The organism is Ureibacillus galli, from assembly GCF_014836845.1.
GTDB lineage: Bacteria > Bacillota > Bacilli > Bacillales_A > Planococcaceae > Ureibacillus > Ureibacillus galli.
This window is the reverse complement of record NZ_JACSQA010000016.1, coordinates 56785-83390: the sequence shown is the minus strand read 5'-3', so window position 1 is coordinate 83390 and position 26606 is coordinate 56785. Positions and strand designations below refer to the sequence as shown.

The following is a 26606-nucleotide window of genomic DNA, read 5'->3' as shown; positions in this document are numbered from 1 at the left end:
TCTGGAATCGCATCTTCAAAGACTGCATTCGCTGCAACGTCGCCGCCGCCATTTTTCGTTGTTACTTCATACGTTAATTCTTGGCCAGCAAAAACTTCCCCTTGTGGTGAGACAGTTTTTTCTGCCACTACACATGGTTCTGTTCCTAGGAAGGTATCATCTAGGAAATTCCCGGAAGCAGTACTTCCACTAGCAGTAGAAACTGATTCAAATGCGAAACGTGTTACTTTTTGCCCGTTCGGTACAGTATAGGTTCCCGTGTAATACTTCCATTCTTGGTTTCCAGAACTTAGCTGTGCTACAGTTTGTAAATCTTTAACTGGCACAGTTGTTGCACCAATTTTAACATTCATTGTATCAATACCCTTATCTCCCCTATGAGCCAAACGCCAAGAGATTACCTGACCTGGCACCGTATTGACATCTTGATACAATGTTGATACTTCCGAAGCGTTCAACTCCGCAAACTGATTACCATCAGCACGAGAAATTTTTACATATCCATTCTCATATCTCTCTATTTGCAAATAATTATCGGATGCAGTTGTTTCCCAACCTGGAACCTCATCTTCGTGAAAATATGAATATATACCTTTTGGGGCCGTAGGGTCTGGGAATGGCCTCGTATTTATTGGTTCCTCAAAACTACCATTGATTAATGCTACCGAAACTTGTCCACATGCGTTTTCCGGTAGAGCCACATCAAATTCTTTTGATGGGTTCTGTGGTTCAACATTAATGCCGTCAACATTCGCAGTATTTGTAATGGTGCTGCCCTCATATCCAGGGAGTACTTTCACTTGGAATTCAAGGGTATGATAATTAGTATCGATGACATCACCAATGTTGCCAGTTACCGTTCCACCAACCACTTCTCCTTTGTCAGTATCGGCTGCATCGCTCATGGATTGATTATCAACCATTAATGTGCCAGGAACATACTCCACTCCTTCTGGTAGGGTGTCAGTAATAGACAAGCCTTTTAAAATACTAGGAGAAACCTTCGTATTACGTGCTCGAATCGTATAAGTTAGTGTGTCACCTGTTTGTATTTGAGTTAAACTATTTCCTAATCCTTTTTGTGCTATTTTAACTTCTTTATCTGATTCTAATATCGGTGGAAAAGGTTCAAAGATCGGTGTCACTGCTGAACCAAGGTCTCCTATACCATAGGACGTGACAGGGATACCAGTTATATCTCCAAGCCTAGTTAGCTTCCCATCCTCGTCTATTGTAAAACGTGAATTTACCTCATTATAGCCGTTAGAAGTAATCATAATTCTTCCATCGGCAAGGAAACTCATTGCCCTTACGCCGACTGGGATCTGAGTACTTAACCCTGGTACAGGGAGCGCACGTATTATTCCGCCGGTAGCTGGATTAACTTGTAGCAAGTTGTCTTTTTGCGAAACCCAAAGATAGCCATCTGAATCAGCAACTAGGTCAGCTCCTAAACCAGTAAGAGGGGCACCAGCATCGTTAACCAAAGCTTTGGATCCCTGTTGGTTAGTAACTACATCGTAAAAATACAATGTAGTTCCAATAATATAATAATACTTGTTACCAATCATAGTAGCAGCTGCAGTCGCTGTAGATGTTAAAGTTGGATTATAGGTAGCTACTACCGTACCATCACTATTAATTTTAAATATCCTAATAATCGGTGTTGTTCCTGACGTCCCCGAAGCTGTAATATAAATAAAATTATCTTTAGAAACAGCTACGCCATTGTAACCTGCCACCCATGTAGGTTAATTTAAGTTTATACTTGCTTTAACTACAGTACTTGTTCCATCAAGCTGATACATTATGAATTTTGGAGCAACATTATTTACAACACCGGCATAAGAATCTGTATTATTGATTGTAAATGCCGCTGCTGCAGCAAACGTACTTATGCCACTAGACGTTTTAGAGCTATCTTCTTCCTTTAGCGTTTCTCCTGAAGTGGTTTCTTGTGTTGTGGAGGATGTAGCTTCATTTGTTGACACTTTGGAGCTGTCCTCTTCATTTACCGCTTCTTCTGAATTAGTTTCTTGCGTTGTTGGTGTTGAATCAGAAGATGTAGAAATAATATTTAAAGGCTGTGAGTAATAAATTTGACCTTCACGCACAGTTTTTGCCTGTATACTGACTTCATCTACAAGAGTATTTGTAAAGGATAAAGCCACCCGTTTTATTTGGTCGTTTTCTGTAAACTTTGTCCAGTCCACTTTTAATGAACGAGTAGCATCCTCATATGTAAAGCCTTCTTGAGTTAAAGTATTTTCACTAAGAGTTAGCCCTTCTGGTAAAACCATTTCAGCCTCAACATCTTGTCCTGCCTGTAAGACTAAATCGATTGAAAATTCTTGACCTTCAACAGTTAATTCTTGTATTTTTTCATTTTGATCTTTCTCGGTAAAGTACAAGTTGTCTGCCACGGAACCAGTTAATGTAGCTGCAGTGGCAACTGGTATAAATATTGAAGATAAGTTATTAACCAATAATATTACAATTACGATTAAACTGAATATTTTAGAGTGACTTATTCTCCCTTTCATTTCATTCCTCCTTCTATTTGACTTACTCCACTACTCCTCGAATGTTAATATAGGATTCTTACAAAACACTTAAACTTAGGTAATTTAACATACTATTTCCATAAAAACTTACACACTACGAATTATCTACTTCCACAGTTGCAGGATTCGTTTTTTGTTCAATCTTCTCTTCCTGAATAGAGTCCTTTTCCCCTTTTGTTTGGCTTGATTTATCAGAGTCATCAGCCTTACAAGCTGTCATCAATAGTAGTAGACATAGTGAAACAATGATCATAATTCTTCTACGTAACAAACCATCACCCCCCTTCAAATACGAAGCTATAGAGTAAACGAAAATTTCTTAGGGAATACAAAATAAATAGGCCTTTTATATCTCCCATCTTTTAAAAATAAAAAGTCTATTAAGCTATATAAAATATTTCTAATTCTAAACAATTGGAAATATTTTAATATGTATTTTAAATAATAGTTTTTCTGTATACAGAAAAACAAGATAATTTCGTCCTGTTTTTACAAATTCATACATTTATCGATATAATATATTGTAAATATGTAAAAACATGTTATAGTATGAAAAATATTCTGACTAATAAAATCGAACTATTTTTTTACTTTTCTATTTCATTTGTTAACGCCACCGAAAGCTATATAGGAATATCGATTCTGTTGTTTTACATTTTCAGTAAATAAATTTAAAGAACAAAATAAACAAATATTAGTTGAGTTCCTTTAAAATATAAAATTTATTGGCCAATTTCCTAGTAATAAAGAGATTTTAGAAGTCTTTTTAGTGGTTATTTGAAGATTGTAAAACTTCGAAGACATCCAATTAAAGAAGAAAAAGAGGGATTATCAGTTTTATAAGGTGGAAATGCTATTATGACGCTATTTCACGATGAAGATCTTATTCTTCACCTACTTTAAAAGATTTTAAAAAAAGTAATATCTAAATCAAAAATAAAAGTACTTTGTATCTATATAATTCACTTTAATAGAACTTATTTCTTTAAAGATATTTTCACTACATATCATTTATATTAGTTTCACCTACATACAATATTCATATTTTAGTGGTAAAATATGTAAAATATATTAATACTTTTAAGAATAGATTAATAAAATTTTTACTTATAAAACCCCTTCCTCAATAACTGAAAGGGGTAATCTTCGTTCACTTTTCATTAAGCATTATTTTTTGCAAGTAATTTATAAAGGTAGGAATGATTAAATATAAAGCATAGGCAAAAGACATCCAAACAGTAAACGCAATAACTTGTGAATCATCTAAATTCGGAAAAATGGAATGGTAGTTAGCTAAGGAAAAGGAATCGAAAATTAGTCCAATGACAGTTCCCATCATTCCAAATCGTAATGGGGAATTCTCTGATTGATCAAATTTAGAGTATACGTACGTGACTCCCCATAATAAAGCCCCTGTACCAATAAGTAATAAAATTGTGCTAATTAAAAAATCATTTGTTCCCGGACTAAAGAGAACAAACTCTCCAAAAAAGACAAAGAACATGATGGCGCAAATCCATACTATAACACCCGAAATTGCCGCTTTGTAAAAGCTTTTCATTTACTTTTCACCTCATATTAAATTCGTACTGTTCACCATTAAAACTTCTATAATAGTAAAATATTTCCTCCCCTCCTAGTTAATTCGCAAAAGTTTTTTTCCCGCGCAGTTCACATTTCCAAATAAACAATTCAAATTTTTTCCTCATAACTTTAGAAGAAGAAGGAATACAAAATTTTTTGTGGAATTTATAAAAGAAGGAAGAAATTACTTATTAGTAACTTCCGATTTTAATTTGAAGGAGGATGAATATGATTCAAAAACCGTTACAAGTCAGATTAATTCCCTACACTATTGAGTCGATTGTAGAAACGACAAACGAAACGCCAAAAGGGATAGATTTAATTCAAGCATCTACGATTTGGGAAGCTAGTAAGTATGGTGAAGGTATTGTAGTTGCAGTGATTGATACTGGTATTGAAACCGATCATCCAGACCTCAAAGATCAAATTATCGATGGGCGAAATTTCACTTCTGATTATGATGGAGAACCTACTATATTCGAAGATAACAATGGACACGGAACCCATGTATCCGGAACAATTGCTGCTAGTTTGAATAATGATGGCGTTGTTGGTGTTGCCCCTAAGGCAAAAATTTTAAGTTTAAAAGCATTAACTGGAGATGGATCTGGCGAATATGAGTGGATTATTAATGCCATTAATTATGCAGTTGAATGGCGTGGACCTCAAGATGAACGCGTCCGTGTTATCTCAATGTCTCTCGGTGGGCCTGAAGATGTTCCAGAATTACATGAAGCGATTAAAAAAGCCGTTAGTCAAAATGTCTCTGTTGTTGTTGCAGCAGGTAACGAAGGGGATAATAGTGAAGATACTTTTGAGTATTCTTATCCTGGAAAATACAATGAAGTGATTCAAGTTGGAGCAGTTGATCATAATTTAACGCTTGCTCCATTTACAAATAACAATGAAGAAATCGATCTAGTTGCGCCTGGAGTAGAAGTTGTTTCTACTTACCCAGGAAAGAAATATGCCTCCCTTTCTGGCACTTCAATGGCTACTCCTCACATCGCTGGGGCGATAGCTCTACTTATTAATTTAAGTGAAAAAGAGTTTGGTCGACCTTTCAGTGAAACCGAAATTTATGCCCAGCTAATTAAACGTACGATGCCAATAGGAAATCGTAAAACTTCTGAAGGTAATGGTTTCCTCTTACTTAACTTAGTTGAAAAGATTCAAGAAATTATGAGTGCGGCTCGTATTTAAAATATCAAAAATGAAAAAACATGTGAAAGTATAACACAAAGCCCAATTCCTCTATTGAGAAATTGGGCTCTTACCTGTAGGATAAAATAAATTTACAATCCTGCTTCTAATGACGTAAAAGGTATGTGGATTAAGAATCCTTCTATTGATTCAAATAAGCCCAAGCAAATTGAGCGTAAAGTTCAGCACCAGTAGTTAGTGCCTCTTCATCGATGTTGAATTTACCATGGTGATGAGCCCATTCCGTGTCTTTTTCAGGATTCCCGCTACCTACTAACGCGAAGCTACCAGGAGCTTCATTCATATATTCACTAAAGTCCTCGCCACCCATCGTTGGCTTTTCGGGATATAACACATCTTCTCCAAATGCCGCTGCCGCAACCTTTTGCACCAACTGTGCACTTTCCACATCATTATTCACTGCCTGTGTACCGCGAATGTATTCAACCTGCGCTGTAGCACCATAAATACTTGCTACTTGTTCAGCATAATGCTTAAGTTGGTTCTCTACATGATTCTGCGTACTTTGGTCAAAGCAACGGACCGTCCCTTCAATAACCGCATTTTCGGCAATGACATTAAATCTTGTACCAACTACCATTTTCCCTACTGTCAGTACTGCTGGACTTTGTGGATCAATCGTTCTTGAGACTACCGACTGTACATTCATCACGAAAGAGGAAGCAACAATCGCGGCATCTATACAAGCATGCGGCATCGCTCCATGGCCACCTCTCCCTTTAAATGTGACTTTAAATAGATCCGCTGATGCGAAAGAAGGTCCTGGCTGACAAGATACTTTATGTGTCGGCATTTGCGACCAGATATGGATACCGAACACATGGTCAACACCTTCCATCGCTCCTTGCTTGACCATCTCTTTTGCTCCTTGTGCCACTTCTTCCGCCGGCTGAAAGATCAATCGCACGTTCCCAGGAATTTCATCCTTCACTTCATTTAATGCCTTTGCTGCTATTAATAGCATTGCTGTATGAGCATCATGCCCACATGCATGCATTTTACCTTCGAATTTTGAGGCGTATGGCAAATCCTTGTTCAGTTCCTCAACAGACAGGGCATCCATATCTGCTCTTAAGGCAACGGTCTTTCCCGGTTTTCCACCTTCGATTGTTGCAATGACCCCTGTTGGTTGTGTCTTACGATAGGAAATAGACAAACTATCTAAGTATTCGCAGACAAATGCAGTTGTTTCCGTTTCTTCCCATGACAGTTCAGGCTCACTGTGAAGCTTTCTGCGTATAGCCGTTATTTCCTCGGTGTTTGTTTGAATCGCTTTTTTTATTGTTTCATTTATCATATTACTCCGCCTCCGTTAATCGTTTTGCTACCTCGAAATAAATTTGTACACCATTGGCAATATGCCGCGCATCCGACCATTCTTCTGGACAATGACTAAGACCATCCTTACTCGGTATAAATATCAAGCCTACATCCGTAACATCAGAAAGCACCATTGCATCATGTCCTGCTCCACTGTTCATAGAAAGATAATCTAAATTCAAATCCTTACAAGCTTCTTTGATCATTTCCCTTATATCTTCATTTAACATTTTGGGTTCCATATACAAGCTTTGTTCGACCGATATTTCAATTCCATTTTTACTATTTAAATTGAGTAAATCCTTTACCTTTTTGATAACGTTTTGGACATGCTCTTCCTTACCTGAACGGATATCAATAGAAAAGACTACTCGATCTGGAATGACATTGGCGCCATTCGGGTAGACATTCAATCGACCTGTCGTAATGACCGTTCCTTCCCCTTCCTCAACTGCTAGCGAAGGTAACTCGGCAATAATTCCAGCTGCTACAACTAAAGCATCGGCTCGACGATCCATCGGTGTTGTCCCTGCGTGTCCTGCTTTTCCTTCTACCGTCACTTCTAATTGGGTAAGACCTACGATTGCATCCACAATACCAACTGGGATATTCCGCTCTTCTAAAAATGGCCCTTGTTCAATATGTAATTCTAAAAAAGCTTTCATCGTTTTCGGATCTCTTATCTTAGGGAGGGTGGGATCAAGCCCAATCGCCTTCATCGCATCTACAGTAGAAATTCCTTCTTTATCTTTTAATGCGTAAAATTCTTCCTCACTAAGTGTTCCAATCATTCCCCTTGAACCCATCAAACCTCCAGCAAACCTTGCCCCTTCCTCTTCAATTAAAGCAACAACTTCAAGTGGATACTTCGGCTTCAATTGATTTTCAACAAAAAGGGCAGCCACTTCCAAAGCAGTCACTACTCCAGCTGGCCCATCATAAGCACCACCGTTTGGTACTGAATCAAAATGGGATCCGATAAGGACACTTGGCACATCTTTTAACGTTCCTTCCAGCTTTCCAAAAATGTTGCCAAGACCGTCTTCGCGAACCTCTAAGCCTAATTCCTTCATTTTTTCTTTAATGTATTTTCGAGTTTTCAAATCTTCTTGGCTATATGTCAATCGAGTCGTTCCGTTGCCTGGTGTGGCAGTGAATTCACTAATCGTACAGATATGTTCCTCAATTCGCTCCTGAATCATTTTCATTCCATTCTCTCCTTGCTAAAAATTGATAAGAGGCAAGCCACTTTGTAAGTGATTGCCTCCTTTTCTAGTAAACTTTTATAAAAATCCGACAAAGATACCCGCTAAAATGACCGAAACAATGGTCACGGTAATAAATCCACCGACAAGCATAGGAGGTAGCATATGACTTGTCAGCACTTCTTGTTCATCTTTATCATCTGTTAATGACTTAATCACTTCATTCGTAATAATATAGTCAGCCGGGAATCCGTAAAGAGCAGTTAGTGATACTGCAAAAGCCATATTTTTTGAGACCTTCAGCATTTTTCCTGCAATAAAGGAGAAGATATACATCCCGATAATCCCTAAAATAATCGTTCCGACTAGTGGATAAATAATTTCGAGCATCATGCTTGGAGTTGCATTTTTTAATCCATCTAAAACAAACAAGATCAAGACTAAAAGGGCGATTCCAAAGCCATTTGCCTTTTGCAGCACCTGTTTTTCTAGGAGACCGATGCTACTTGCAATAACACCAAACAATAGACATAAAACAAATGGGCTAACCTCTACAATCGGTGCAAGAAGTGTTGAAACTAAATAAGCAAGAAATGCAACGAATGATAGTCTGAATAATTTAAAGAACTCTGTATTGTACTTTTCCGGAATATTTTTAATCACCTTAAATCTAGATTCCGTTTGCTCTTTTGTAACTGCTGCTTCCTCAATCGCTTCATTGACCGCTAGGCGTCCATTTCGATATTCAGTAAGAAGTTTTTTCCCTTCTTTCTTGAGTACAATTGCGGTAAGCGGGTATCCAGCAAAACCTTGCATCACATAGATGACAATTGCGAAAACGGACAAGCTCGTCAATCCAGCCCCTTGTGCAGCCTCAGACATAATCAACGAAGAAACTACTCCGCCGACTAATGGTGGAATTGCAACAACGATTGTTTCGAATCCGAAAAGAAAAGTTCCTACTGCAAATAACACAACAATAATCCCTAAAATTCCTGAAAGAGCAATCACAACCGTCTTCCATTGTTTTTTCAATTCTTGAAGCGATAACAATGTCCCCATGTTTGTAATCAATAAATACATCATCATAGTTGCTACAACTGGTGGAGCACCTGCGATGGAAACAATATCTTTCGGGAAGAATGTCCAATATCCCGCAAGAAATAAAACGGCACAAACAAAGATGGAAGGAACCCAAGCTTTTGTACGAACTGCTACAAAGTCCCCGATAAATAAAATAAACACGAGAATAACTAAAGCCAACATTTGGGACATAATCAAATCACTTCTCTTTCAATCTAACTTTATTTTTCTAATATACTAACATGTAATAGACTAAATTTAAAGATAATTTAAAATATTATAAAATATATAAGCCGTTTCTAGAGAAAAATATTATCAATAAAGAGAATCAAGTTTTATTACATGGGGAAAATGTACGGAAAAAGCTACACATCTATTTGAAAACTACATCACGGATTTTAAAAGGAGCATCAGAAGTGTTAAAAGCACAAAAAAACCCTTCTCGGAAAACCGAGAAAGGGTTGGAAACGTTGATATAATAATTAACGTTTTGAGAACTGAGGCGCACGACGAGCACCTTTAAGACCGTATTTTTTACGTTCTTTCATACGTGGGTCACGAGTTAGTAAACCTGCAGATTTAAGTGCTGGACGGAAATCTGGGTCAACTTGTAGTAACGCACGAGCGATACCGTGACGAATTGCACCAGCTTGACCAGTGAATCCACCACCGTTTACGTTTACAAATACATCATAGCTACCTTTAGTTTGAGTTGCTTCTAATGGTTGGTTGATGATTAAGTGTAAAGTTTCAAATGGTAAGTAGTCTTCGATGTTGCGATTGTTAATAACAATTTTACCTTCGCCTGGTACTAAACGTACGCGAGCTACTGAGCTTTTACGGCGACCTGTGCCGATATATTGAACTTGTGCCAAGGGTATATCCTCCTCTAATTAATTATCCGCGTAGCTGATAGCTTTCCGGTTTTTGTGCAGCATGTGGGTGTTCTGCTCCAGCGTAAACATTTAGTTTACCGAACATTTTACGACCTAAAGAGTTTTTAGGAAGCATGCCTTTTACTGCTAATTCGATCATTTGTGTTGGGTATTTTTCTTTCATTTCGCCTGCAGTACGTTGTTTTAAACCACCTGCGAATTGAGTGTGACGGTAGTAAATTTTACCTTCTAATTTGTTACCAGTTAATTCGATTTTGTCTGCGTTGATTACGATAACGTAGTCACCAGTGTCAACGTTTGGTGTGAATGTTGGTTTATGTTTACCGCGTAAGATTGAAGCTACTTCAGAAGCTAAACGTCCAAGAGTTTGGCCTTCTGCGTCCACTACTAACCATTTACGCTCTACTTCATGACCTTTAGCCAAGAATGTTGTACGCATTTATATATCCTCCTAATCGATTCGATTACCGTTATTTTTCATTAGTATACACTTAATAAGTTTCGGGGCTTATTTGTGGTTGGTAATGAAAATACCATATGTCATAATATAATATTTTCGCAAGGAAGTCAAGTCAAAAAGTTGCACACCTGGGAATGTTGTTTTTTCCTTTTAACGATTGATTTCCTCAATTAATAAAACACTTTTTCTAAATACAAACCGTGTGCTGGCGCGGTTTTACCAGCCCTTCCACGATCCATCGATGCTATGATTTCCTTCATTTCCTTCGCTTCACGTTTGCCAATGCCCACTTCCCAAATTGTTCCAGCAATAATTCGAACCATATTATATAAAAAGCCATTGCCTTCTATCACCATATGGAGTTCCTCACCATGCCACGAAAAGCTTAAGGAATGAACGGTACGTACTTTATCAACGACACTTGTATTCGCCGCGCAAAAACATGTGAAGTCATGGGTACCGATAATATATTGAGCTGCTTCTTCCATTTTCGCTACATCCGGTTTCAAACCATTTGCCTCAACGGCATAATGTCTACGAAAAGGACTTTGTTCCTCTTCACAGCTCCAAATATAACGATAACGTTTACCTGAAACACTATATCTTGCATGGAAGCCGTTATCCATTTCTTCCACTTCTAAAACGCGAATATCACGAGGTAACTGGACATTTAATGCCTTTTTATAACGCTCAACCGGAATCGCTAGTGTTGTATCAAAATGAATTACTTGTCCAGTAGCATGGACACGGGCATCGGTGCGACCACTTGCAGTCACTTTGACCTTTTCCCCTTTATGCATTTTCGTTAGTACGTTCTCGAGCTCAAGCTGTACTGTCCGTTCTCCTGGTTGTACTTGATAACCGGCAAAAAGTGTCCCATCATAACTAATTGTTGCTTTTAAACGTCTCAATTACTTCACCTCGCTATTAGCTACGATACAAGACTAATAATATGGTCATTGCCACTAACAAAATTAAACTAATTGTATCTTGCCAATGCCACTCTAGTTGTCGGTAACGGGTACGTCCTTCTCCACCACGATAACCGCGCACTTCCATCGCTGTCGCTAAATCTTCTGCCCTTTTAAACGCACTAACGAATAAAGGAACAAGAAGGGGCACAACCGCTTTTATTCTTTCTTTCATAGGACCGGCACTTAAGTCGGAACCACGGGCCATTTGGGCTTTCATAATTTTATCTGTCTCATCCATCAACGTCGGAATAAAACGTAGGGCAATGGACATCATTAATGCTAATTCATGGACAGGCAATTTTAACTTTTTCAAAGGATTTAATAACACTTCAATCCCGTCTGTAATGGAAATCGGAGAAGTCGTTAAAGTTAAAATGGAAGTCATTAAGACCAATACTAAAAAGCGAATCGAAATGAAAACGCCTTGTCTTAATCCCTCTTCATATATTTTAAAGAAACCGAGTTCAAAAAGAATATCGCCTTCTCTCGTAAAAAATATATGAATTAAAAACGTAAACACTAATAAAAAGATAATAGGTTTTAATCCGTTTAATAAAAAGTATAGACGAATTCGCGACATGAATATAACAAGTAATGTAAATACGATTAAGAAAGCATACGTCATTACGTTATTAGCTAAAAACACAACAATAATAAACGCAAAAACAAAAACTAGTTTTGAACGAGGATCCAATTTATGAACAAACGAGTCTCCAGGAATGTAACGGCCAAATATCATTTTCTCCATCATTGTTTGTCACGCCCCTCTCGTAAGGCACGTGCCACTTCATCTGCCAGTTCTTCCTCTGTTAAACAAATACGAGATAATGGTTGATTCATCAACCGCTCAATTTTCGCCTGGAATCGAACGATATGAGGCGGCTCTAGACGATACTGTTCAAGCGTTTTGCTATCTGCAAAGATTTCTCGCGGTGTACCACTTAAAACACATTTCCCTTCGTGCATAATCGCGATGTTATCAGCATAACGAGCTGCATCCTCCATACTATGGGTTACGAGAATCGTTGTTAATTGACGCTCTTTATGAAGGGAATAGAACATGTCCATAATTTCCCTTTGTCCTCGTGGATCTAAACCAGCTGTCGGTTCATCTAATACGATGACTTCTGGTTCCATTGCAAGGACCCCAGCAATCGCCACACGACGCATTTGACCGCCAGATAAATCAAAGGGTGATTTATCTAAAGTCTCCTCTGATAAGCCTACAAGCTTAATTAAATCACGAGCACGTTTCTGTGCCACTTCCGCAGATACACCGAAATTCATCGGTCCAAACATAATATCTTTTAATACCGTTTCTTCAAACAGTTGGTGCTCAGGAAATTGAAAGACGATACCAACTTTTTGGCGAATTGGTTTTAACTCTTTTGCTTTTTTCCCAGCAACAATCAGTCGGTCCCCAATATGTACTTGACCTTTAGATGGTTTTAAAAGACCATTAAAGTGTTGTAGGATCGTTGATTTACCTGAACCTGTATGACCAATAATCGCTTGATACGTACCATGGGGGATTGTTAAATCTACATCAAATAAAGCATACTTTTCAAAAGGTGTCCCCATTGAATAGGCATAGCTTACTTGTTGAAGTTTGATGTCCATAGATCATTCACCAACTCTTCTTCTGTCATATGTTGTCCTGCTAATTGTACACCCTTTAATTGGAACAGTTTTGTCATCCTCATGGCAAAGGGCAGTTCTAAACCGAACTCAATTAGCTTATCGCCAAGGGCAAATATTTCAGACGGTGTCCCTTCCGCGTATTTTTTTCCATCATTCATAAATAAAATACGATCTGCAAAAAGGGCTTCTTCCACATCATGGGTGATGGAAAGAACCGTTAAACCAATTTCTTTACGTAATTCACGAACGGTTTTTAATACTTCATCTCGACCTTGAGGATCTAACATGGAGGTTGCTTCATCTAAAATAAGAAGCTTCGGTTTCATGGCAATAGCACCTGCAATGGCAACCCGTTGCTTTTGACCTCCCGATAGATGGTGGGGCTCGTGATTTAAAAACTTGTCCATTTTCACTTGAGAGAGGGATGTGTGTACACGCTCAACCATCTCTTCATATGGAACACCACTATTTTCTAACGCGAATGCTACATCATCTTGAACAGTCGCTCCAACAAACTGATTATCAGGATTTTGAAAAACCATCCCTATATTTGAACGGGTTTCCCATAAGTTTTCTTCTGTTAATACATTTCTCATAACACGGACTTCACCTTCCTGAGGGAAAAGTAATCCGCTTACTAGCTTGACCATTGTTGATTTACCAGAACCGTTATGCCCTACGATTGCAATCCATTCTCCTTCATTGACTGAGAAGGAAACATTTTGAACTGCTTTCCGTTTATCAGGTTGATCTGGTGTATATGAAAAACTAACGTTTTGAAACGATAAAATCTCGGTCACTAATCTTAGCTCCTCTCTTTGGCGCTCTACTAACTAAATTACACTGTTTTTTGCTGTAATGCTACCCTTAGAAATAGGTGACATATATAAAAATAAGGTACGTTTTCAAATCCCGATAACATTCCACTTTGATTAAAAAACGTACTTTATTTTTGTATATGTATAAATAAAAAACTAGCAAATTGGTATCCTTTGCCATCTTTAAGAGAATAAAAAAGCGCGCACCCCATTCAAGAGAAATGCGCTTTACTTCTACATTTATAATAAGAACACGGCTGCTCATTTCCGTGTTCTTTTGAATGAGGTGCGGAGAGCTAGACGAGACGCCACACATAAAGTGTCCGCTCATTATAACGCTCAAGCCATTTTATTGTCGTATAAATCAAATGTATAAACACTATTCATGTATACATCAATGTGAAAAACACATTATAAAAATAGAGGGGTCCGGGTTCAACCGGTGAACCGGACACCCTCTTACCTTTCGTTATAGAATTAGAATATTAAACTAATTCGATTACAACTACAGGTGCACCGTCACCACGGCGAGGTCCTACTTTAAGGATACGAGTATAACCACCTTGACGATCAGCGTAACGTGGTGCAACATCATTAAATAACTTTTGAAGTGCAAATGAAGTTGATTCGTTACCTTCTTCATCAGTAGTTGTTACTACTTCACGACGGATAAATGCAGCCGCTTGACGACGAGCATGTAAATCTCCACGCTTACCTAAAGTAATCATTTTTTCAACTACAGAACGTAATTCTTTCGCACGTGCTTCAGTTGTTTCAATACGTTCGTTAACGATTAAGTCAGTAGCTAAATCACGTAATAAAGCTTTACGTTGAGAACTTGTACGACCAAGTTTTCTGTAACCCATGGATGTTCCCTCCTTTATATCTGATCTGCATAAAATAGATGTCTTCGCTTAGTCTTCTTTACGTAATCCTAAACCAAGCTCTTCTAATTTAGCTTTTACTTCTTCTAGTGACTTACGACCAAGATTGCGCACTTTCATCATATCGTCTTCTGATTTATTCGCAAGTTCCAGTACTGTATTAATACCAGCGCGTTTTAAGCAGTTATAAGAACGAACAGAAAGATCTAGTTCTTCAATCGTCATCTCTAAAACTTTTTCTTTTTGATCCTCTTCTTTTTCGACCATGATTTCAGCAGTTTGTGCTTCATTCGTTAAGCCTACAAAGATATTAAGGTGCTCAGTTAAAATTTTTGCTCCGAGCGAAATCGCCTCTTTTGGACCGATGCTACCATCTGTCCACACATCAAGTGATAACTTGTCGAAATCAGAATTCTGTCCAACACGAGTGTTCTCCACTTGAAAATTAACGCGTGAAACTGGAGTGTAAATAGAGTCGATCGGGATCACGCCGATAGGAAGATCCTCACGTTTGTTTTGATCAGCAGGAGTATATCCACGGCCACGGCGAGCATACATACGCATACGAAGATGACCATTTTTAGCGATTGTTGCAATATATAGGTCAGGATTTAAAATCTCCACGTCACTGTCATGCGTGATATCAGCAGCTGTAACCGTTGCATCACCTTTCACGTCAATCTCAATAACTTTTTCTTCGTCAGAGTAGATTTTTAGTGCAAGCTTTTTAATATTCAAGATAATTGAAGCAACATCTTCTACTACGCCTTCTACAGTTGAGAATTCGTGTAATACGCCATCAATTTGAATAGATGTAACAGCAGCTCCTGGTAAAGAAGACAGAAGGATACGACGTAAAGAATTACCCAAAGTGTTTCCATATCCGCGTTCAAGCGGTTCTACAACAAACTTGCCATATTTGGAATCTTCGCTGATCTCAACAGTTTCAATCTTTGGTTTTTCAATTTCGATCATTCAATTTACCCTCCTTCAAAACATCGAATGTATAGGTTCATAACATCATAATAGTCAAAATCGATTGACTTTATAAGATTTGCACAAGATTTTGTTTTGTACAAGCAATGATGAACTCAAAAGTACTTTGAGATGCACCCATTACACACGACGACGTTTTGGCGGACGGCAACCGTTATGTGGAACTGGAGTAACATCTTTAATTGCAGTTACTTCTAAACCAGCAGCTTGAAGTGCACGAATAGCAGCTTCACGACCAGCACCAGGACCTTTAACAGTTACTTCCAACGTCTTCAGACCATGTTCAAGGGATGCTTTTGCAGCAGCCTCAGCAGCCATTTGAGCAGCATAAGGTGTAGATTTACGTGAGCCTTTGAATCCAAGCGCACCAGCACTAGACCAAGATACTGCGTTACCTTGCATATCTGTAATCGTTACGATTGTATTGTTAAATGTAGAACGGATGTGTGCAATACCAGATTCGATATTTTTTTTCACACGACGTTTACGAGTTTGTTGTTTACGAGCCATGTTAAGAAGGAACCCCCTTTACTTATTATTTTTTCTTGTTCGCTACAGTTTTACGAGGACCTTTACGCGTACGCGCATTGTTTTTCGTATTTTGACCACGAACAGGTAAACCACGACGGTGACGGATACCACGGAAAGAACCGATTTCCATCAAGCGTTTAATGTTAAGTGAAACTTCACGACGTAAGTCACCTTCAACTTTGTATTTATCTAATTGTTCACGGATTTTGTTTAATTCATCTTCAGTAAGATCGCGCACACGAGTATCTTCGTTAACACCAGCAGCAGCTAATACTTTTTGAGATGTAGTTTTACCAATTCCGTAAATGTAAGTTAATGAAATTACCACGCGTTTGTCGCGAGGAATATCAACACCAGCAATACGTGCCATTCGCTAGAGCACCTCCTTATTATTATCCTTGTTTTTGTTTATGTTTAGGATTTTCACAGATTACCATTACTTTACCGCGTCGGCGAATTACTTTACATTTTTCGCAGATCGGTTTCACAGATGGTCTCACTTTCATCTAACCCAACCTCCTTAATATTCCGGAGTGCAAAAGATTATTTAAAACGGTATGTGATACGACCGCGAGTTAAATCATATGGAGATAACTCGATAGTAACCTTGTCTCCAGGTAAAATTCGGATAAAGTGCATACGAATCTTTCCAGATACGTGTGCAAGCACCGTGTGTCCATTTTCTAATTCTACCTTAAACATCGCGTTTGGCAAAGTCTCAACAACTGTTCCTTCGACTTCAATTACATCGTCTTTCGCCATCAACCCTGTCTCCCTTCTATATGCGTTTTCCGATTCTCTAACATACATGATTAAGAGAATCTATGCAACTGTTTTCTTCCAACTTAGAAGCAACTCCATCAACATATGCTTGGATTGTATGAGAGATGTTCGAAAGACGCTCGTCTGGTTTCGCTTCACACAATCCAGGGAATGACAACTTCCGGTTAGGAAAGTCTTCCTTATGTTATTCACGATAGCCGGAATGTCTTTGGATGAGAGATTCATACCCGTTACACAGATGCTTCCACGAAACCCATTACACATTTCCACAAAATAGATTGTATCCCTTTTGCTTCTAGTGTATACCGGGCACATTATGCTTTTGCAACTCTCATAAAGTTTTTTGTTGCACCCGCAATCTACCGCGAAAAGCAGTTTGACTTTCGCCTAATGCCGGGTATCAGCTGCGGCTGCCCTGTAGTAATAGAGCGTCAAGATCAGCAAAAACTTTTTCAATATCTTGCTGTCCATCGATATTCGTTAAAACACCTTTAGCTTGGTAAAAATCAAGTAAAGGTTGAGCTTGATTCATATTTACTTCCAGACGGTTGGCTACCGTTTCCGGATTATCGTCCGCACGTGTATATAATTCGCCGCCATCTTTATCACACTTACCTTCCACTTTTGGTGGGTTAAATATAACATGATATGATGCACCACAAGTTTTACAAATACGACGACCACTAAGACGTGCAATTAGTTCATCTTTTTCAACTTGGATATTGATTGTATGATCAATTTTCTTCCCAAGTTCTTCTAAGATGCTATCTAAAGCCTCTGCTTGTGGAACTGTACGTGGGAACCCGTCTAATAAGAAACCTTTTTCACAATCTTTTTGTGCAAGTCGTTCACGAACGATACCAATCGTAACTTCATCCGGTACAAGAGCACCTTTATCCATATACGATTTAGCTTCTAAACCTAATTCTGTACCAGCACTAATGGCTGCACGGAACATATCGCCTGTAGAAATATGAGGGATTGCGTACTTCTCAACAATTTTGTCTGCTTGTGTACCTTTACCAGCACCAGGCAAACCCATTAAAACGATATTCATACGTAATGACTCCCCCTTAAAGCTAGCTGGCTTAGGAAACAATTAAGTTTCCTAAAACCTGCATATTATTTCATAAAGCCTTTATAGTGACGTTTAACTAGTTGAGATTCTAATTGTTTCATTGTTTCTAAAGCAACACCAACAACAATTATTACACTAGTACCACCGATTTGTGCCGAAGCAGGTAGGTTCATAAAGTTAATAAATAGTATTGGCATTACAGAAATAACTACTAAGAATATAGCACCGACAAATGTTAAACGGTATAAAACTTTTGTTAAGTAATTTTGTGTATCATTACCAGGACGGATACCTGGAATGTAAGCACCTTGTTTTTTCAAGTTGTCAGCCAAGTTTTCAGGATTTACTTGAATAAATGCATAGAAATATGTGAAAGCAACAATCAATGCAATATAGATGATCATCCCTATAGGCTTCGTATAATCAAAAGTATTTTGAATAAACGAAGTAACACTATTTTGACCGAAGAACGTAGCTAAAGTTTGAGGTGTAACAACAAAGGCAATGGCAAAGATTACTGGAATAACCCCTGCAGCATTTACTTTTAACGGTAAATGAGTTTGTTGAGCACCATGACCAGTACGACCTGCAACTCGTTTTGCATATTGAATTGGAATTTTACGCAACGCTTGTTGAATGTAAATAACTCCAACTACAACTGCTAGCATAACTAATACAAGTAATACTAAGATAGCGATTTTAATAAATAGCTGATCTCCAGCACCCTCGATTTGTTGTGCATAAATTTGGTTTACTGTTGTTGGAATCGCAGCAACGATACCTGCGAAGATAATGATTGAAATACCATTCCCAACTCCGTAAGCCGTAATTTGTTCACCTAACCACAATAGGAAAGAGGTACCTGCAGTTAATACGAGTGCAATTGTAATATAAGATAATACGCTTGTATCCGTGATTAACGAGCCACCATACATTTGGTTAAAACCAAATGACATAGCGATTGCTTGTATGAAAGCTAAAACAACCGTTAAATAACGAGTGAATTGAGCCAACTTACGTCGACCAACATCACCTTGTTTTGCCCATTCAGCAAATTTAGGAACAACATCCATTTGTAACAACTGAACAATGATGGAAGCAGTAATGTAAGGCATAATTCCCAATGCAAAGATCGAGAAGTTAGACAATGCACCACCGCCAAATGTATTAAGGAAACCAATTAAATTAAATTGATCGGCTACCTTTAATACATTAGCGTCGACGTTAGGTACTGGAATAAATGTTCCAATACGGAAAACGAGCAACATTAATAGTGTGAAAATGATTTTATTTCGTATATCTCGAACGCGCATAAAGTTTGAGATTGTCTGAAACATTAAATCACCTCAGTTGTTCCGCCAGCGTTCTCAATCGCTTCTTTAGCTGAAGCTGAGAACTTGTGAGCTTTAACAGTAAGCTTTTTGTTAAGAGTTCCATTACCTAGAATCTTAATTCCAGCTTTTTCGTTGCTCACAACACCTGTTTCTAGTAATAATGCAGGTGTTACTTCTGCACCATCTTCGAAACGGTTTAATGCATCAAGGTTAACGATAGCGAATTCTTTACGGTTGATGTTCGTAAAGCCGCGTTTTGGTAAACGACGGAATAGTGGGTTTTGACCCCCCTCAAATCCAGGACGAACGCCGCCGCCAGAACGAGCGTTTTGACCTTTATGACCTTTACCTGCAGTTTTACCGTTACCAGAACCGATACCACGACCAACACGGTTACGCTCTTTACGAGATCCTTCTGCTGGTTTTAACTCATGAAGTTTCATATAGGTGGCACCTCCTTGTTCAATGATTGAAAATTAATTTTCTTTTACAGTAACTAAGTGAGCTACTTTATCTAACATACCGCGAATAGCTGCGTTGTCAGCTTGTTCTACAGTTTGGTTAACTTTACGTAATCCTAAAGCTTCAACTACTTTACGTTGTTGAGGTTTAGTACCAATTAAAGATTTAGTAAGGGTGATTTCTAATTTATTAGCCATTATAATTCCCCCCTTATCCTAATAGTTCTTCCACTGATTTACCGCGAAGTTTTGCAACGTCCTCTGCGCGTTTTAGTTCAGTTAAACCTGCAATAGTTGCACGCACCATGTTGATTGGTGTGTTTGAACCAAGAGATTTTGAAAGAATATCAGTAATACCAGCAAGTTCAAGTACGGCACGTACAGGACCACCAGCGATAACTCCAGTACCTGGAGCAGCAGGTTTTACTAAAATTTTACCTGCTCCAAAGTGACCAACTACATCGTGTGGAGTTGTTCCACCAACACGTGGTACTTCGATTAAGTTTTTCTTCGCGTCTTCAACAGCTTTGCGGATCGCATCTGGAACCTCTTGAGCTTTACCAGTACCGAATCCAACATGGCCGTTTTTATCACCTACAACAACTAATGCTGTGAAGCGGAAGCGACGTCCACCTTTAACAACTTTAGCAACGCGGTTAATCGTAACTACGCGTTCTTCAAGTTCAAGTTTGTTTGCGTCAATGCGACTCATGAAGTATGTCCCTCCTTCTTATTAAAATTCTAAGCCGTTTTCGCGTGCAGCTTCAGCTAAAGCTTTTACACGTCCATGATATAAGTAACCACCGCGGTCAAATACAACAGCAGTAATATTCTTTTCCGCAGCGCGTTTAGCGATTGTTTCACCAATTTTTGTCGCAGCTTCTACATTGCTACCTGCACCCTCAAAACCATTTTCTTGAGTAGATGCACTAACAAGTGTTACGCCTGCTACATCGTCAATAAGTTGCGCGTAGATGTGTTTGTTTGAACGGAATACATTTAAACGTGGACGCTCAGCAGTACCCGAGATTTTAGAACGAACACGCGCATGACGTTTTTTACGAACTTGATTTTTATCTTGTTTCGTAATCACAGAGGTCACTCCTTTCTAACGCTCATTAAGCATTATTTACCTGTTTTACCTTCTTTACGACGAACGTATTCGCCTTCATAACGGATACCTTTACCTTTATAAGGTTCTGGTGGACGTACGTCACGGATGTTAGATGCGAATGCACCAACACGTTCTTTATTAATACCTTTAACGATCACTTTTGTGTTTGAAGGAACTTCGACTTCTAGACCTTCCTCTGGTGTGAACTCTACTGGATGAGAGTAACCAACGTTAAGAACAAGTTTTTTACCTTGTAATTGCGCACGGTAACCTACACCGATAAGTTCTAGTGAACGAGAGAATCCTTCAGAAACACCAGTTACCATGTTCGCTAGAAGCGCACGAGTCGTACCATGAACAGTACGGTGTTCTTTTGATTCAGAAGGGCGAACAACAGTAATGATGTTTCCTTCTTGCTCAATTTTCATATCTTTGTTGAATTGACGAGTTAATTCGCCTTTAGGTCCTTTAACAGTAACTGTGTTGTCGTCAGCAACAGTCACAGTAACGTTAGCTGGAACCTCGATTGGTTTTTTACCTACACGAGACATTTAGGTTGCACCTCCATTCTTTTATTACTTATTACCAAATGTAAGCTAAGATTTCTCCGCCAACTTTTTTAGCACGTGCTTCTTTATCAGTTAATACACCTTGAGAAGTTGATACTAAAGCGATACCTAAACCGTTAAGTACTTTTGGTACTTCGTTAGTTTTAGCATATACGCGTAAGCCAGGTTTTGAAATACGTTTTAAACCAGTGATAACGCGTTCGTTATCTTTTCCATATTTTAAGAAGATACGGATAATACCTTGCTTATTATCTTCAACATACTCAACATCACGAACGAAACCTTCACGCTTTAAGATTTCAGCGATTTCTTTCTTTAAGTTGGAAGCTGGTACTTCTAACTTCTCGTGACGAACCATGTTAGCATTACGAATGCGTGTTAGCATATCTGCAATCGGATCTGTCATTGTCATAAATTTTACCTCCTTCCCAATTTAGGGGATTACCAGCTAGCTTTTTTAACGCCAGGAATTTGTCCCTTATATGCAAGTTCACGGAAACAAATACGGCAAAGTTTAAATTTACGATATACAGAATGTGGACGACCACAGCGTTCACAACGTGTATATTCTTGAACTTTAAACTTTTGCTTACGTTGTTGTTTAACGACCATTGATTTTTTAGCCACGTTTTCGCCCTCCTTATTTTATTACTTTTGGAACGGCATACCGAATTGTGTCAATAACTCGCGAGCTTCTTCATCAGAATTCGCAGTTGTTACGATCACGATGTCCATACCGCGTACTTTTGAAACTTTATCGTAATCGATTTCAGGGAAAATTAATTGTTCTTTAACACCTAAAGTGTAGTTACCACGACCATCGAATGCTTTTTTAGAAACACCGCGGAAGTCGCGTACACGTGGAAGTGCGATAGAAATTAATTTATCCAAGAATTCATACATACGTTCACCACGTAATGTAACTTTTGCACCGATAGGCATTCCCTCACGTAGACGGAAACCTGCGATCGATTTTTTCGCACGAGTTACAACTGGTTTTTGACCAGTGATGATTGATAACTCTTCAACAGCAGCATCTAGTGCTTTAGAGTTTTGTACTGCATCACCAACACCCATGTTGATAACGATTTTTTCTACTTTTGGAACTTGCATTACTGATTTATATTCAAACTTGCTCATAAGAGCTGGAGAAACTTCATTTAAATATTTTTCTTTTAGGCGGCTCATGTTCGTACCTCCCTTCTCAATTTACTTATTAGTCGATTACTGCACCTGATTTTTTTGCAACACGAACTTTTTTGCCATCTTCGATTTTGTAACCTACACGAGTCGGCTCGCCAGATTTAGGATCGATTAGCATTACGTTCGATACGTGGATTGCTGCTTCTTGGCTTACAATTCCACCTTGTGGGTTTAACTGGTTAGGTTTAATATGTTTTTTTACGATATTTACACCTTCAACAAGAACACGGTCTTGTTTTGGGAAAGCGGCTAAAACTACGCCTTCTTTACCTTTGTCTTTACCAGTAATAACTTTTACTTTGTCGCCCTTTTTAACATGCATTAGTGTCGCACCTCCTTGATTGGTACTATCATGAAATTAAAGAACTTCTGGAGCTAATGAAACGATTTTCATGAAGTTGCTATCACGTAATTCACGTGCAACAGGTCCGAAAATACGAGTTCCGCGTGGTGACTTATCGTCTTTGATGATTACGCAAGCATTTTCGTCAAATTTAATATAAGTACCATCTTTACGGCGTACACCAGATTTTGTGCGAACGACAACAGCCTTAACAACGTCACCTTTCTTGACAACGCCTCCTGGTGTTGCTTTCTTAACTGTACATACAACGATATCGCCGATGTTAGCAGTTTTACGGCCAGAACCACCAAGCACTTTAATTGTTAAAACTTCACGTGCACCTGAGTTGTCAGCAACTTTCATACGACTTTCTTGTTGGATCACTTAGGTTACCTCCCTTCGGAATAGGAATGTTTCCGAAATGTATTAAATAATAACCGCTTTTTCTACAACTTCCACTAAACGGAAACGTTTTGTAGCAGATAGCGGGCGAGTTTCCATGATACGTACGATATCACCGATTTTCGCTTCGTTCAACTCATCATGAGCTTTAAACTTTTTAGAGTACTTTACACGCTTACCATATAATTTATGTTTCTTATAAGTTTCAACAAGAACAGTTACTGTTTTGTCCATTTTATCTGAAACAACACGGCCTGTGTAAACTTTGCGTTGATTACGCTCAGACATACTTTGGAACCTCCTTATCAGTTATTTGCACTGATTTCTCTTTCACGAATCACAGTTTTCATGCGCGCAATCGCTTTACGAACTTCGCGAATACGAGCTGTGTTTTCTAATTGACCAGTCGCCAATTGGAAGCGAAGGTTGAAAAGCTCTTCTTTCAGTGATTTCACTTTTAATTCAATTTCAGAAGTGGCAAGGTCACGGATTTCATTAGCTTTCATTAGATTCACCACCAGTTTCTTGACGTTTAACAATCTTACATTTAACAGGAAGTTTGTGTGATGCTAAACGAAGTGCTTCACGTGCTACCTCTTCAGAGACACCAGCAACTTCAAACATAACTTTTCCTGGTTTTACTACTGCTACCCAACCTTCTGGAGAACCTTTACCGGAACCCATACGTACCTCTAGAGGCTTTTTCGTGTAAGGTTTATGTGGGAAAATTTTAATCCAAACTTTACCGCCACGTTTCATGTAACGTGTCATAGCGATACGTGCAGATTCGATTTGACGGTTTGTGATCCAGCTTGCAGTTGTTGCTTGTAAGCCCCATTCACCAAATGCTACTTCTTTACCGCCTTTCGCTTCACCACGCATGTTACCACGGTGTTCACGACGGTATTTAACGCGTTTTGGTAATAACATTATTATTTGCCTCCTTCCACAGAGTTCTTCTTCGTAGGAAGGACTTCACCACGGTAAATCCATACTTTAACACCTAATTTACCATAAGTAGTGTCAGCTTCTGCGTGAGCATAGTCGATGTCAGCACGAAGAGTATGAAGTGGAACAGTTCCTTCGCTATAATGTTCAGCACGCGCGATATCAGCGCCACCTAAACGACCAGATACTTGTGTTTTAATCCCTTTTGCACCAGCGCGGATTGTGCGTTGGATTGCTTGTTTTTGAGCACGGCGGAATGATACGCGGTTCTCAAGTTGACGAGCGATGTTTTCAGCTACTAAACGAGCATCAAGATCAGCTTTTTTGATTTCTACGATATTAATGTGTACACGTTTACCAGTTAAATCGTTAAGGTATTTACGTAAGTTTTCAACTTCCGTACCGCCTTTACCGATTACCATACCTGGTTTCGCAGTGTGAATTGTAATGTTTACGCGGTTTGCAGCGCGTTCGATTTCTACTTTAGAAACTGAAGCGTCTTTTAAAGCAGATTCGATATATTTACGAATTTTAATATCTTCGTGTAATAAAGTCGCATAGTCTTTCTCAGCGTACCATTTTGACTCCCAGTCACGAATAATACCAACTCGTAGTCCTATTGGATGTACTTTTTGACCCACGGATTAACCCTCCTTCTTCTCAGATACCACGATTGTAATGTGGCTTGTGCGTTTGTTAATTGCGCTTGCACGTCCTTGTGCACGTGGACGGAAACGTTTTAATGTTGGACCTTCGTCAACAAAAACTTCAGAAACAACTAAGTTGTTTACATCTAATTCATAGTTGTGCTCAGCATTAGCAACTGCAGATTTTAATACTTTCTCAACGACTGGAGACGCCGCTTTTGGAGTATGACGTAAAATTGCAACTGCTTCACCAACTTGCTTGCCTCGGATTAAGTCTACTACTAGACGTACTTTACGAGGAGCGATGCGCACTGTGCGAGCGATAGCTTTAGCTTGTGTCATTAGGATTTACCTCCTCTCAAAATTAGCGTCTTGTTTTCTTGTCATCTGCACCGTGACCTTTGTAAGTACGTGTCGGTGCGAATTCGCCTAATTTGTGACCTACCATATCTTCTGTCACGTATACAGGAACATGTTTGCGTCCATCATATACAGCGATTGTTAATCCGATGAAGTTCGGGAAGATAGTAGAACGGCGAGACCAAGTTTTAATAACTTGTTTTTTCTCAGAACCTTCTTGTGCTTCAACTTTTTTCATTAAGTGATCATCCACAAAAGGTCCTTTCTTCAAGCTGCGACCCATTTAGGAACCTCCCTCCGTGACTCCACCACGGTACGACTAGCGAACCGTAGTACAATCACATTATTTTTTACGAGAACGAATGATTAACTTATTAGTTTTGTTTTTCTTCTTACGAGTTTTGTAACCAAGAGCTGGTTTACCCCATGGTGTCATTGGAGATTTACGTCCGATTGGAGAACGTCCTTCACCACCACCGTGTGGGTGATCGTTAGGGTTCATTACAGAACCACGAACAGTTGGGCGTTTACCTAACCAACGAGAACGACCTGCTTTACCAATGTGGATAAGTTCATGTTGTTCGTTACCTACTTGACCGATAGTAGCACGGCAAGTTGCAAGTACTAAACGAACTTCACCAGATTGTAGACGAACGATTACGTATTTACCTTCACGACCAAGTACTTGAGCAGAAGTACCAGCAGAACGTACCAATTGTCCACCTTTACCAGGTTTTAACTCGATGTTATGAATTGTAGTACCCATTGGGATGTTTGCTAATGGTAAAGAGTTACCTACTTTAATGTCTGCATCTGGACCAGATTCGATTGTTTGACCAACTTCTAATCCTTTTGGAGCTAAGATGTAACGTTTTTCACCGTCAGCGTAATTGATTAATGCGATATTCGCAGAGCGGTTTGGATCATATTCAATAGTAGCAACGCGTCCTGGAATTCCGTCTTTAAGACGTTTGAAGTCGATTACGCGGTATTGCTTCTTATGACCACCACCATGATGACGAACAGTAATTTTACCTTGGTTGTTACGACCAGCTTTGCGTTTAATTGGTTCTAATAAAGACTTTTCAGGCTTATTAGTTGTAATTTCAGCAAAGTCAGATGACGTCATGTTACGACGACCATTTGAGGTTGGTTTATACTTTTTAATCGCCATTTGTTTTCCC

38 protein-coding genes and 1 pseudogene are annotated in these 26606 nt (G+C 38.8%); 1 reads left to right on the top strand and 38 read right to left on the bottom strand.

The genetic code is table 11. From position 1 onward, the window contains the following. From H9636_RS11580 to H9636_RS11565, 4 genes and pseudogenes are all read right to left on the bottom strand, one after another. Positions 1 to 1742: pseudogene (locus tag H9636_RS11580) on the bottom strand (hypothetical protein); the annotation flags it as partial. Positions 1743 to 1751: 9 nt separating this feature from the next. Next, entirely contained in the window at positions 1752 to 2543 is a 792-nt protein-coding gene (locus H9636_RS11575) for a hypothetical protein (protein ID WP_191707741.1), read from the bottom strand. A gap of 115 nt (positions 2544 to 2658) precedes the next feature. Next, positions 2659 to 2835, bottom strand: coding sequence for a hypothetical protein (locus tag H9636_RS11570; RefSeq protein ID WP_191707740.1), 177 nt, complete (start codon positions 2833 to 2835; stop codon positions 2659 to 2661). Between the two features lie 879 nt (positions 2836 to 3714). Continuing rightward, positions 3715 to 4125 (bottom strand): DUF5367 family protein, encoded by a 411-nt coding sequence (locus tag H9636_RS11565; RefSeq protein ID WP_191707739.1) that lies wholly within the window; start codon positions 4123 to 4125, stop codon positions 3715 to 3717. Between the two features lie 251 nt (positions 4126 to 4376). On the opposite strand from H9636_RS11565, the gene H9636_RS11560 reads away from it, so the two are divergent. Next, entirely contained in the window at positions 4377 to 5351 is a 975-nt protein-coding gene (locus H9636_RS11560) for a S8 family peptidase (protein ID WP_191707738.1), read from the top strand. Positions 5352 to 5493: 142 nt separating this feature from the next. On the opposite strand, the gene H9636_RS11555 is transcribed toward H9636_RS11560, so the two are convergent. The 34 genes from H9636_RS11555 to rplB all read right to left on the bottom strand — a co-directional run bounded on the left by H9636_RS11555 (position 5494) and on the right by rplB (position 26596). After that, positions 5494 to 6669, bottom strand: coding sequence for a M20 family metallopeptidase (locus H9636_RS11555; protein ID WP_191707737.1), 1176 nt, complete (start codon positions 6667 to 6669; stop codon positions 5494 to 5496). Between the two features lies 1 nt (position 6670). Further along, positions 6671 to 7900 carry a Zn-dependent hydrolase gene (locus H9636_RS11550; RefSeq protein ID WP_191707736.1) on the bottom strand — a complete coding sequence of 410 codons (1230 nt, stop codon included), beginning with the start codon at positions 7898 to 7900 and terminating at the stop codon, positions 6671 to 6673. 75 nt (positions 7901 to 7975) lie between these two features. After that, positions 7976 to 9172 carry a hypothetical protein gene (locus H9636_RS11545; protein ID WP_191707735.1) on the bottom strand — a complete coding sequence of 399 codons (1197 nt, stop codon included), beginning with the start codon at positions 9170 to 9172 and terminating at the stop codon, positions 7976 to 7978. Positions 9173 to 9462: 290 nt separating this feature from the next. Further along, positions 9463 to 9855, bottom strand: a complete 393-nt coding sequence (rpsI, locus tag H9636_RS11540; protein ID WP_106781794.1) for a 30S ribosomal protein S9 — start codon at positions 9853 to 9855, stop codon at positions 9463 to 9465. A gap of 22 nt (positions 9856 to 9877) precedes the next feature. Further along, the gene (gene rplM / locus H9636_RS11535; protein ID WP_191707734.1) at positions 9878 to 10315 is read right to left on the bottom strand and encodes a 50S ribosomal protein L13; all 438 of its coding nucleotides are present in this window, start codon (positions 10313 to 10315) and stop codon (positions 9878 to 9880) included. Positions 10316 to 10506: 191 nt separating this feature from the next. Further along, positions 10507 to 11247, bottom strand: coding sequence for a tRNA pseudouridine(38-40) synthase TruA (gene truA / locus H9636_RS11530; RefSeq protein WP_191707733.1), 741 nt, complete (start codon positions 11245 to 11247; stop codon positions 10507 to 10509). Between the two features lie 16 nt (positions 11248 to 11263). Then, positions 11264 to 12061, bottom strand: coding sequence for an energy-coupling factor transporter transmembrane component T family protein (locus H9636_RS11525; RefSeq protein ID WP_191707732.1), 798 nt, complete (start codon positions 12059 to 12061; stop codon positions 11264 to 11266). Beyond that, on the bottom strand, positions 12058 to 12930 hold the full coding sequence (locus H9636_RS11520; protein ID WP_191707731.1) for an energy-coupling factor ABC transporter ATP-binding protein: 873 nt from the start codon (positions 12928 to 12930) through the stop codon (positions 12058 to 12060). Before H9636_RS11520 ends, H9636_RS11525 begins: the two co-directional genes overlap by 4 nt. Then, positions 12906 to 13751, bottom strand: a complete 846-nt coding sequence (locus tag H9636_RS11515; RefSeq protein ID WP_191707730.1) for an energy-coupling factor ABC transporter ATP-binding protein — start codon at positions 13749 to 13751, stop codon at positions 12906 to 12908. The genes H9636_RS11520 and H9636_RS11515 overlap by 25 nt, the downstream gene beginning before the upstream one ends. A gap of 503 nt (positions 13752 to 14254) precedes the next feature. Next, positions 14255 to 14635 carry a 50S ribosomal protein L17 gene (gene rplQ, locus H9636_RS11510; RefSeq protein WP_122971293.1) on the bottom strand — a complete coding sequence of 127 codons (381 nt, stop codon included), beginning with the start codon at positions 14633 to 14635 and terminating at the stop codon, positions 14255 to 14257. Between the two features lie 48 nt (positions 14636 to 14683). Continuing rightward, the gene (locus H9636_RS11505) at positions 14684 to 15628 is read right to left on the bottom strand and encodes a DNA-directed RNA polymerase subunit alpha (RefSeq protein WP_122971292.1); all 945 of its coding nucleotides are present in this window, start codon (positions 15626 to 15628) and stop codon (positions 14684 to 14686) included. A gap of 141 nt (positions 15629 to 15769) precedes the next feature. Further along, the gene (gene rpsK, locus H9636_RS11500; protein WP_036172483.1) at positions 15770 to 16159 is read right to left on the bottom strand and encodes a 30S ribosomal protein S11; all 390 of its coding nucleotides are present in this window, start codon (positions 16157 to 16159) and stop codon (positions 15770 to 15772) included. Between the two features lie 25 nt (positions 16160 to 16184). Continuing rightward, a complete protein-coding gene (gene rpsM, locus H9636_RS11495) occupies positions 16185 to 16550 on the bottom strand; it encodes a 30S ribosomal protein S13 (protein WP_122971291.1) in 366 nt (121 codons plus the stop codon). A gap of 22 nt (positions 16551 to 16572) precedes the next feature. Then, positions 16573 to 16686 carry a 50S ribosomal protein L36 gene (rpmJ, locus tag H9636_RS11490; protein ID WP_000868344.1) on the bottom strand — a complete coding sequence of 38 codons (114 nt, stop codon included), beginning with the start codon at positions 16684 to 16686 and terminating at the stop codon, positions 16573 to 16575. A gap of 37 nt (positions 16687 to 16723) precedes the next feature. After that, positions 16724 to 16942: a translation initiation factor IF-1 gene (gene infA, locus H9636_RS11485; RefSeq protein ID WP_016839390.1), complete on the bottom strand. Its 219-nt coding sequence runs from the start codon at positions 16940 to 16942 to the stop codon at positions 16724 to 16726. A 421-nt stretch (positions 16943 to 17363) separates the two neighbouring features. Continuing rightward, the gene (locus H9636_RS11480) at positions 17364 to 18020 is read right to left on the bottom strand and encodes an adenylate kinase (protein ID WP_122971290.1); all 657 of its coding nucleotides are present in this window, start codon (positions 18018 to 18020) and stop codon (positions 17364 to 17366) included. Positions 18021 to 18085: 65 nt separating this feature from the next. Next, positions 18086 to 19378: a preprotein translocase subunit SecY gene (gene secY / locus H9636_RS11475; protein ID WP_191707729.1), complete on the bottom strand. Its 1293-nt coding sequence runs from the start codon at positions 19376 to 19378 to the stop codon at positions 18086 to 18088. After that, positions 19378 to 19818 carry a 50S ribosomal protein L15 gene (gene rplO / locus H9636_RS11470; RefSeq protein ID WP_191707728.1) on the bottom strand — a complete coding sequence of 147 codons (441 nt, stop codon included), beginning with the start codon at positions 19816 to 19818 and terminating at the stop codon, positions 19378 to 19380. The genes secY and rplO overlap by 1 nt, the downstream gene beginning before the upstream one ends. A gap of 33 nt (positions 19819 to 19851) precedes the next feature. Next, positions 19852 to 20034, bottom strand: a complete 183-nt coding sequence (gene rpmD, locus H9636_RS11465; protein ID WP_191707727.1) for a 50S ribosomal protein L30 — start codon at positions 20032 to 20034, stop codon at positions 19852 to 19854. 13 nt (positions 20035 to 20047) lie between these two features. Next, positions 20048 to 20548 (bottom strand): 30S ribosomal protein S5, encoded by a 501-nt coding sequence (rpsE, locus tag H9636_RS11460; RefSeq protein ID WP_122971286.1) that lies wholly within the window; start codon positions 20546 to 20548, stop codon positions 20048 to 20050. Between the two features lie 21 nt (positions 20549 to 20569). Next, entirely contained in the window at positions 20570 to 20929 is a 360-nt protein-coding gene (gene rplR / locus H9636_RS11455; RefSeq protein ID WP_122971285.1) for a 50S ribosomal protein L18, read from the bottom strand. 32 nt (positions 20930 to 20961) lie between these two features. Then, complete coding sequence (gene rplF, locus H9636_RS11450) at positions 20962 to 21501, bottom strand: 50S ribosomal protein L6 (protein ID WP_191707726.1); 540 nt, start codon at positions 21499 to 21501, stop codon at positions 20962 to 20964. A 31-nt stretch (positions 21502 to 21532) separates the two neighbouring features. Continuing rightward, positions 21533 to 21931: a 30S ribosomal protein S8 gene (gene rpsH / locus H9636_RS11445; RefSeq protein WP_122971283.1), complete on the bottom strand. Its 399-nt coding sequence runs from the start codon at positions 21929 to 21931 to the stop codon at positions 21533 to 21535. Positions 21932 to 21960: 29 nt separating this feature from the next. Continuing rightward, positions 21961 to 22146: a type Z 30S ribosomal protein S14 gene (locus H9636_RS11440; protein WP_118876548.1), complete on the bottom strand. Its 186-nt coding sequence runs from the start codon at positions 22144 to 22146 to the stop codon at positions 21961 to 21963. 21 nt (positions 22147 to 22167) lie between these two features. Next, the gene (gene rplE, locus H9636_RS11435) at positions 22168 to 22707 is read right to left on the bottom strand and encodes a 50S ribosomal protein L5 (protein WP_122971282.1); all 540 of its coding nucleotides are present in this window, start codon (positions 22705 to 22707) and stop codon (positions 22168 to 22170) included. A 28-nt stretch (positions 22708 to 22735) separates the two neighbouring features. Next, a complete protein-coding gene (gene rplX / locus H9636_RS11430) occupies positions 22736 to 23044 on the bottom strand; it encodes a 50S ribosomal protein L24 (protein ID WP_122971281.1) in 309 nt (102 codons plus the stop codon). A gap of 36 nt (positions 23045 to 23080) precedes the next feature. Continuing rightward, the gene (gene rplN / locus H9636_RS11425) at positions 23081 to 23449 is read right to left on the bottom strand and encodes a 50S ribosomal protein L14 (RefSeq protein ID WP_097149259.1); all 369 of its coding nucleotides are present in this window, start codon (positions 23447 to 23449) and stop codon (positions 23081 to 23083) included. A 42-nt stretch (positions 23450 to 23491) separates the two neighbouring features. Beyond that, positions 23492 to 23755, bottom strand: a complete 264-nt coding sequence (rpsQ, locus tag H9636_RS11420) for a 30S ribosomal protein S17 (protein ID WP_122971280.1) — start codon at positions 23753 to 23755, stop codon at positions 23492 to 23494. A gap of 17 nt (positions 23756 to 23772) precedes the next feature. Beyond that, the gene (gene rpmC, locus H9636_RS11415) at positions 23773 to 23973 is read right to left on the bottom strand and encodes a 50S ribosomal protein L29 (RefSeq protein WP_004233646.1); all 201 of its coding nucleotides are present in this window, start codon (positions 23971 to 23973) and stop codon (positions 23773 to 23775) included. Further along, entirely contained in the window at positions 23963 to 24397 is a 435-nt protein-coding gene (gene rplP, locus H9636_RS11410) for a 50S ribosomal protein L16 (RefSeq protein WP_122971279.1), read from the bottom strand. Before rplP ends, rpmC begins: the two co-directional genes overlap by 11 nt. Positions 24398 to 24399: 2 nt before the next feature. Continuing rightward, complete coding sequence (rpsC, locus tag H9636_RS11405; RefSeq protein WP_122971278.1) at positions 24400 to 25056, bottom strand: 30S ribosomal protein S3; 657 nt, start codon at positions 25054 to 25056, stop codon at positions 24400 to 24402. Positions 25057 to 25059: 3 nt separating this feature from the next. Continuing rightward, entirely contained in the window at positions 25060 to 25404 is a 345-nt protein-coding gene (rplV, locus tag H9636_RS11400; RefSeq protein WP_122971277.1) for a 50S ribosomal protein L22, read from the bottom strand. A 22-nt stretch (positions 25405 to 25426) separates the two neighbouring features. Next, positions 25427 to 25705, bottom strand: coding sequence for a 30S ribosomal protein S19 (gene rpsS / locus H9636_RS11395; RefSeq protein WP_036183148.1), 279 nt, complete (start codon positions 25703 to 25705; stop codon positions 25427 to 25429). A gap of 60 nt (positions 25706 to 25765) precedes the next feature. After that, positions 25766 to 26596, bottom strand: coding sequence for a 50S ribosomal protein L2 (gene rplB, locus H9636_RS11390; protein WP_191707725.1), 831 nt, complete (start codon positions 26594 to 26596; stop codon positions 25766 to 25768). Positions 26597 to 26606 lie beyond the last annotated feature (10 nt).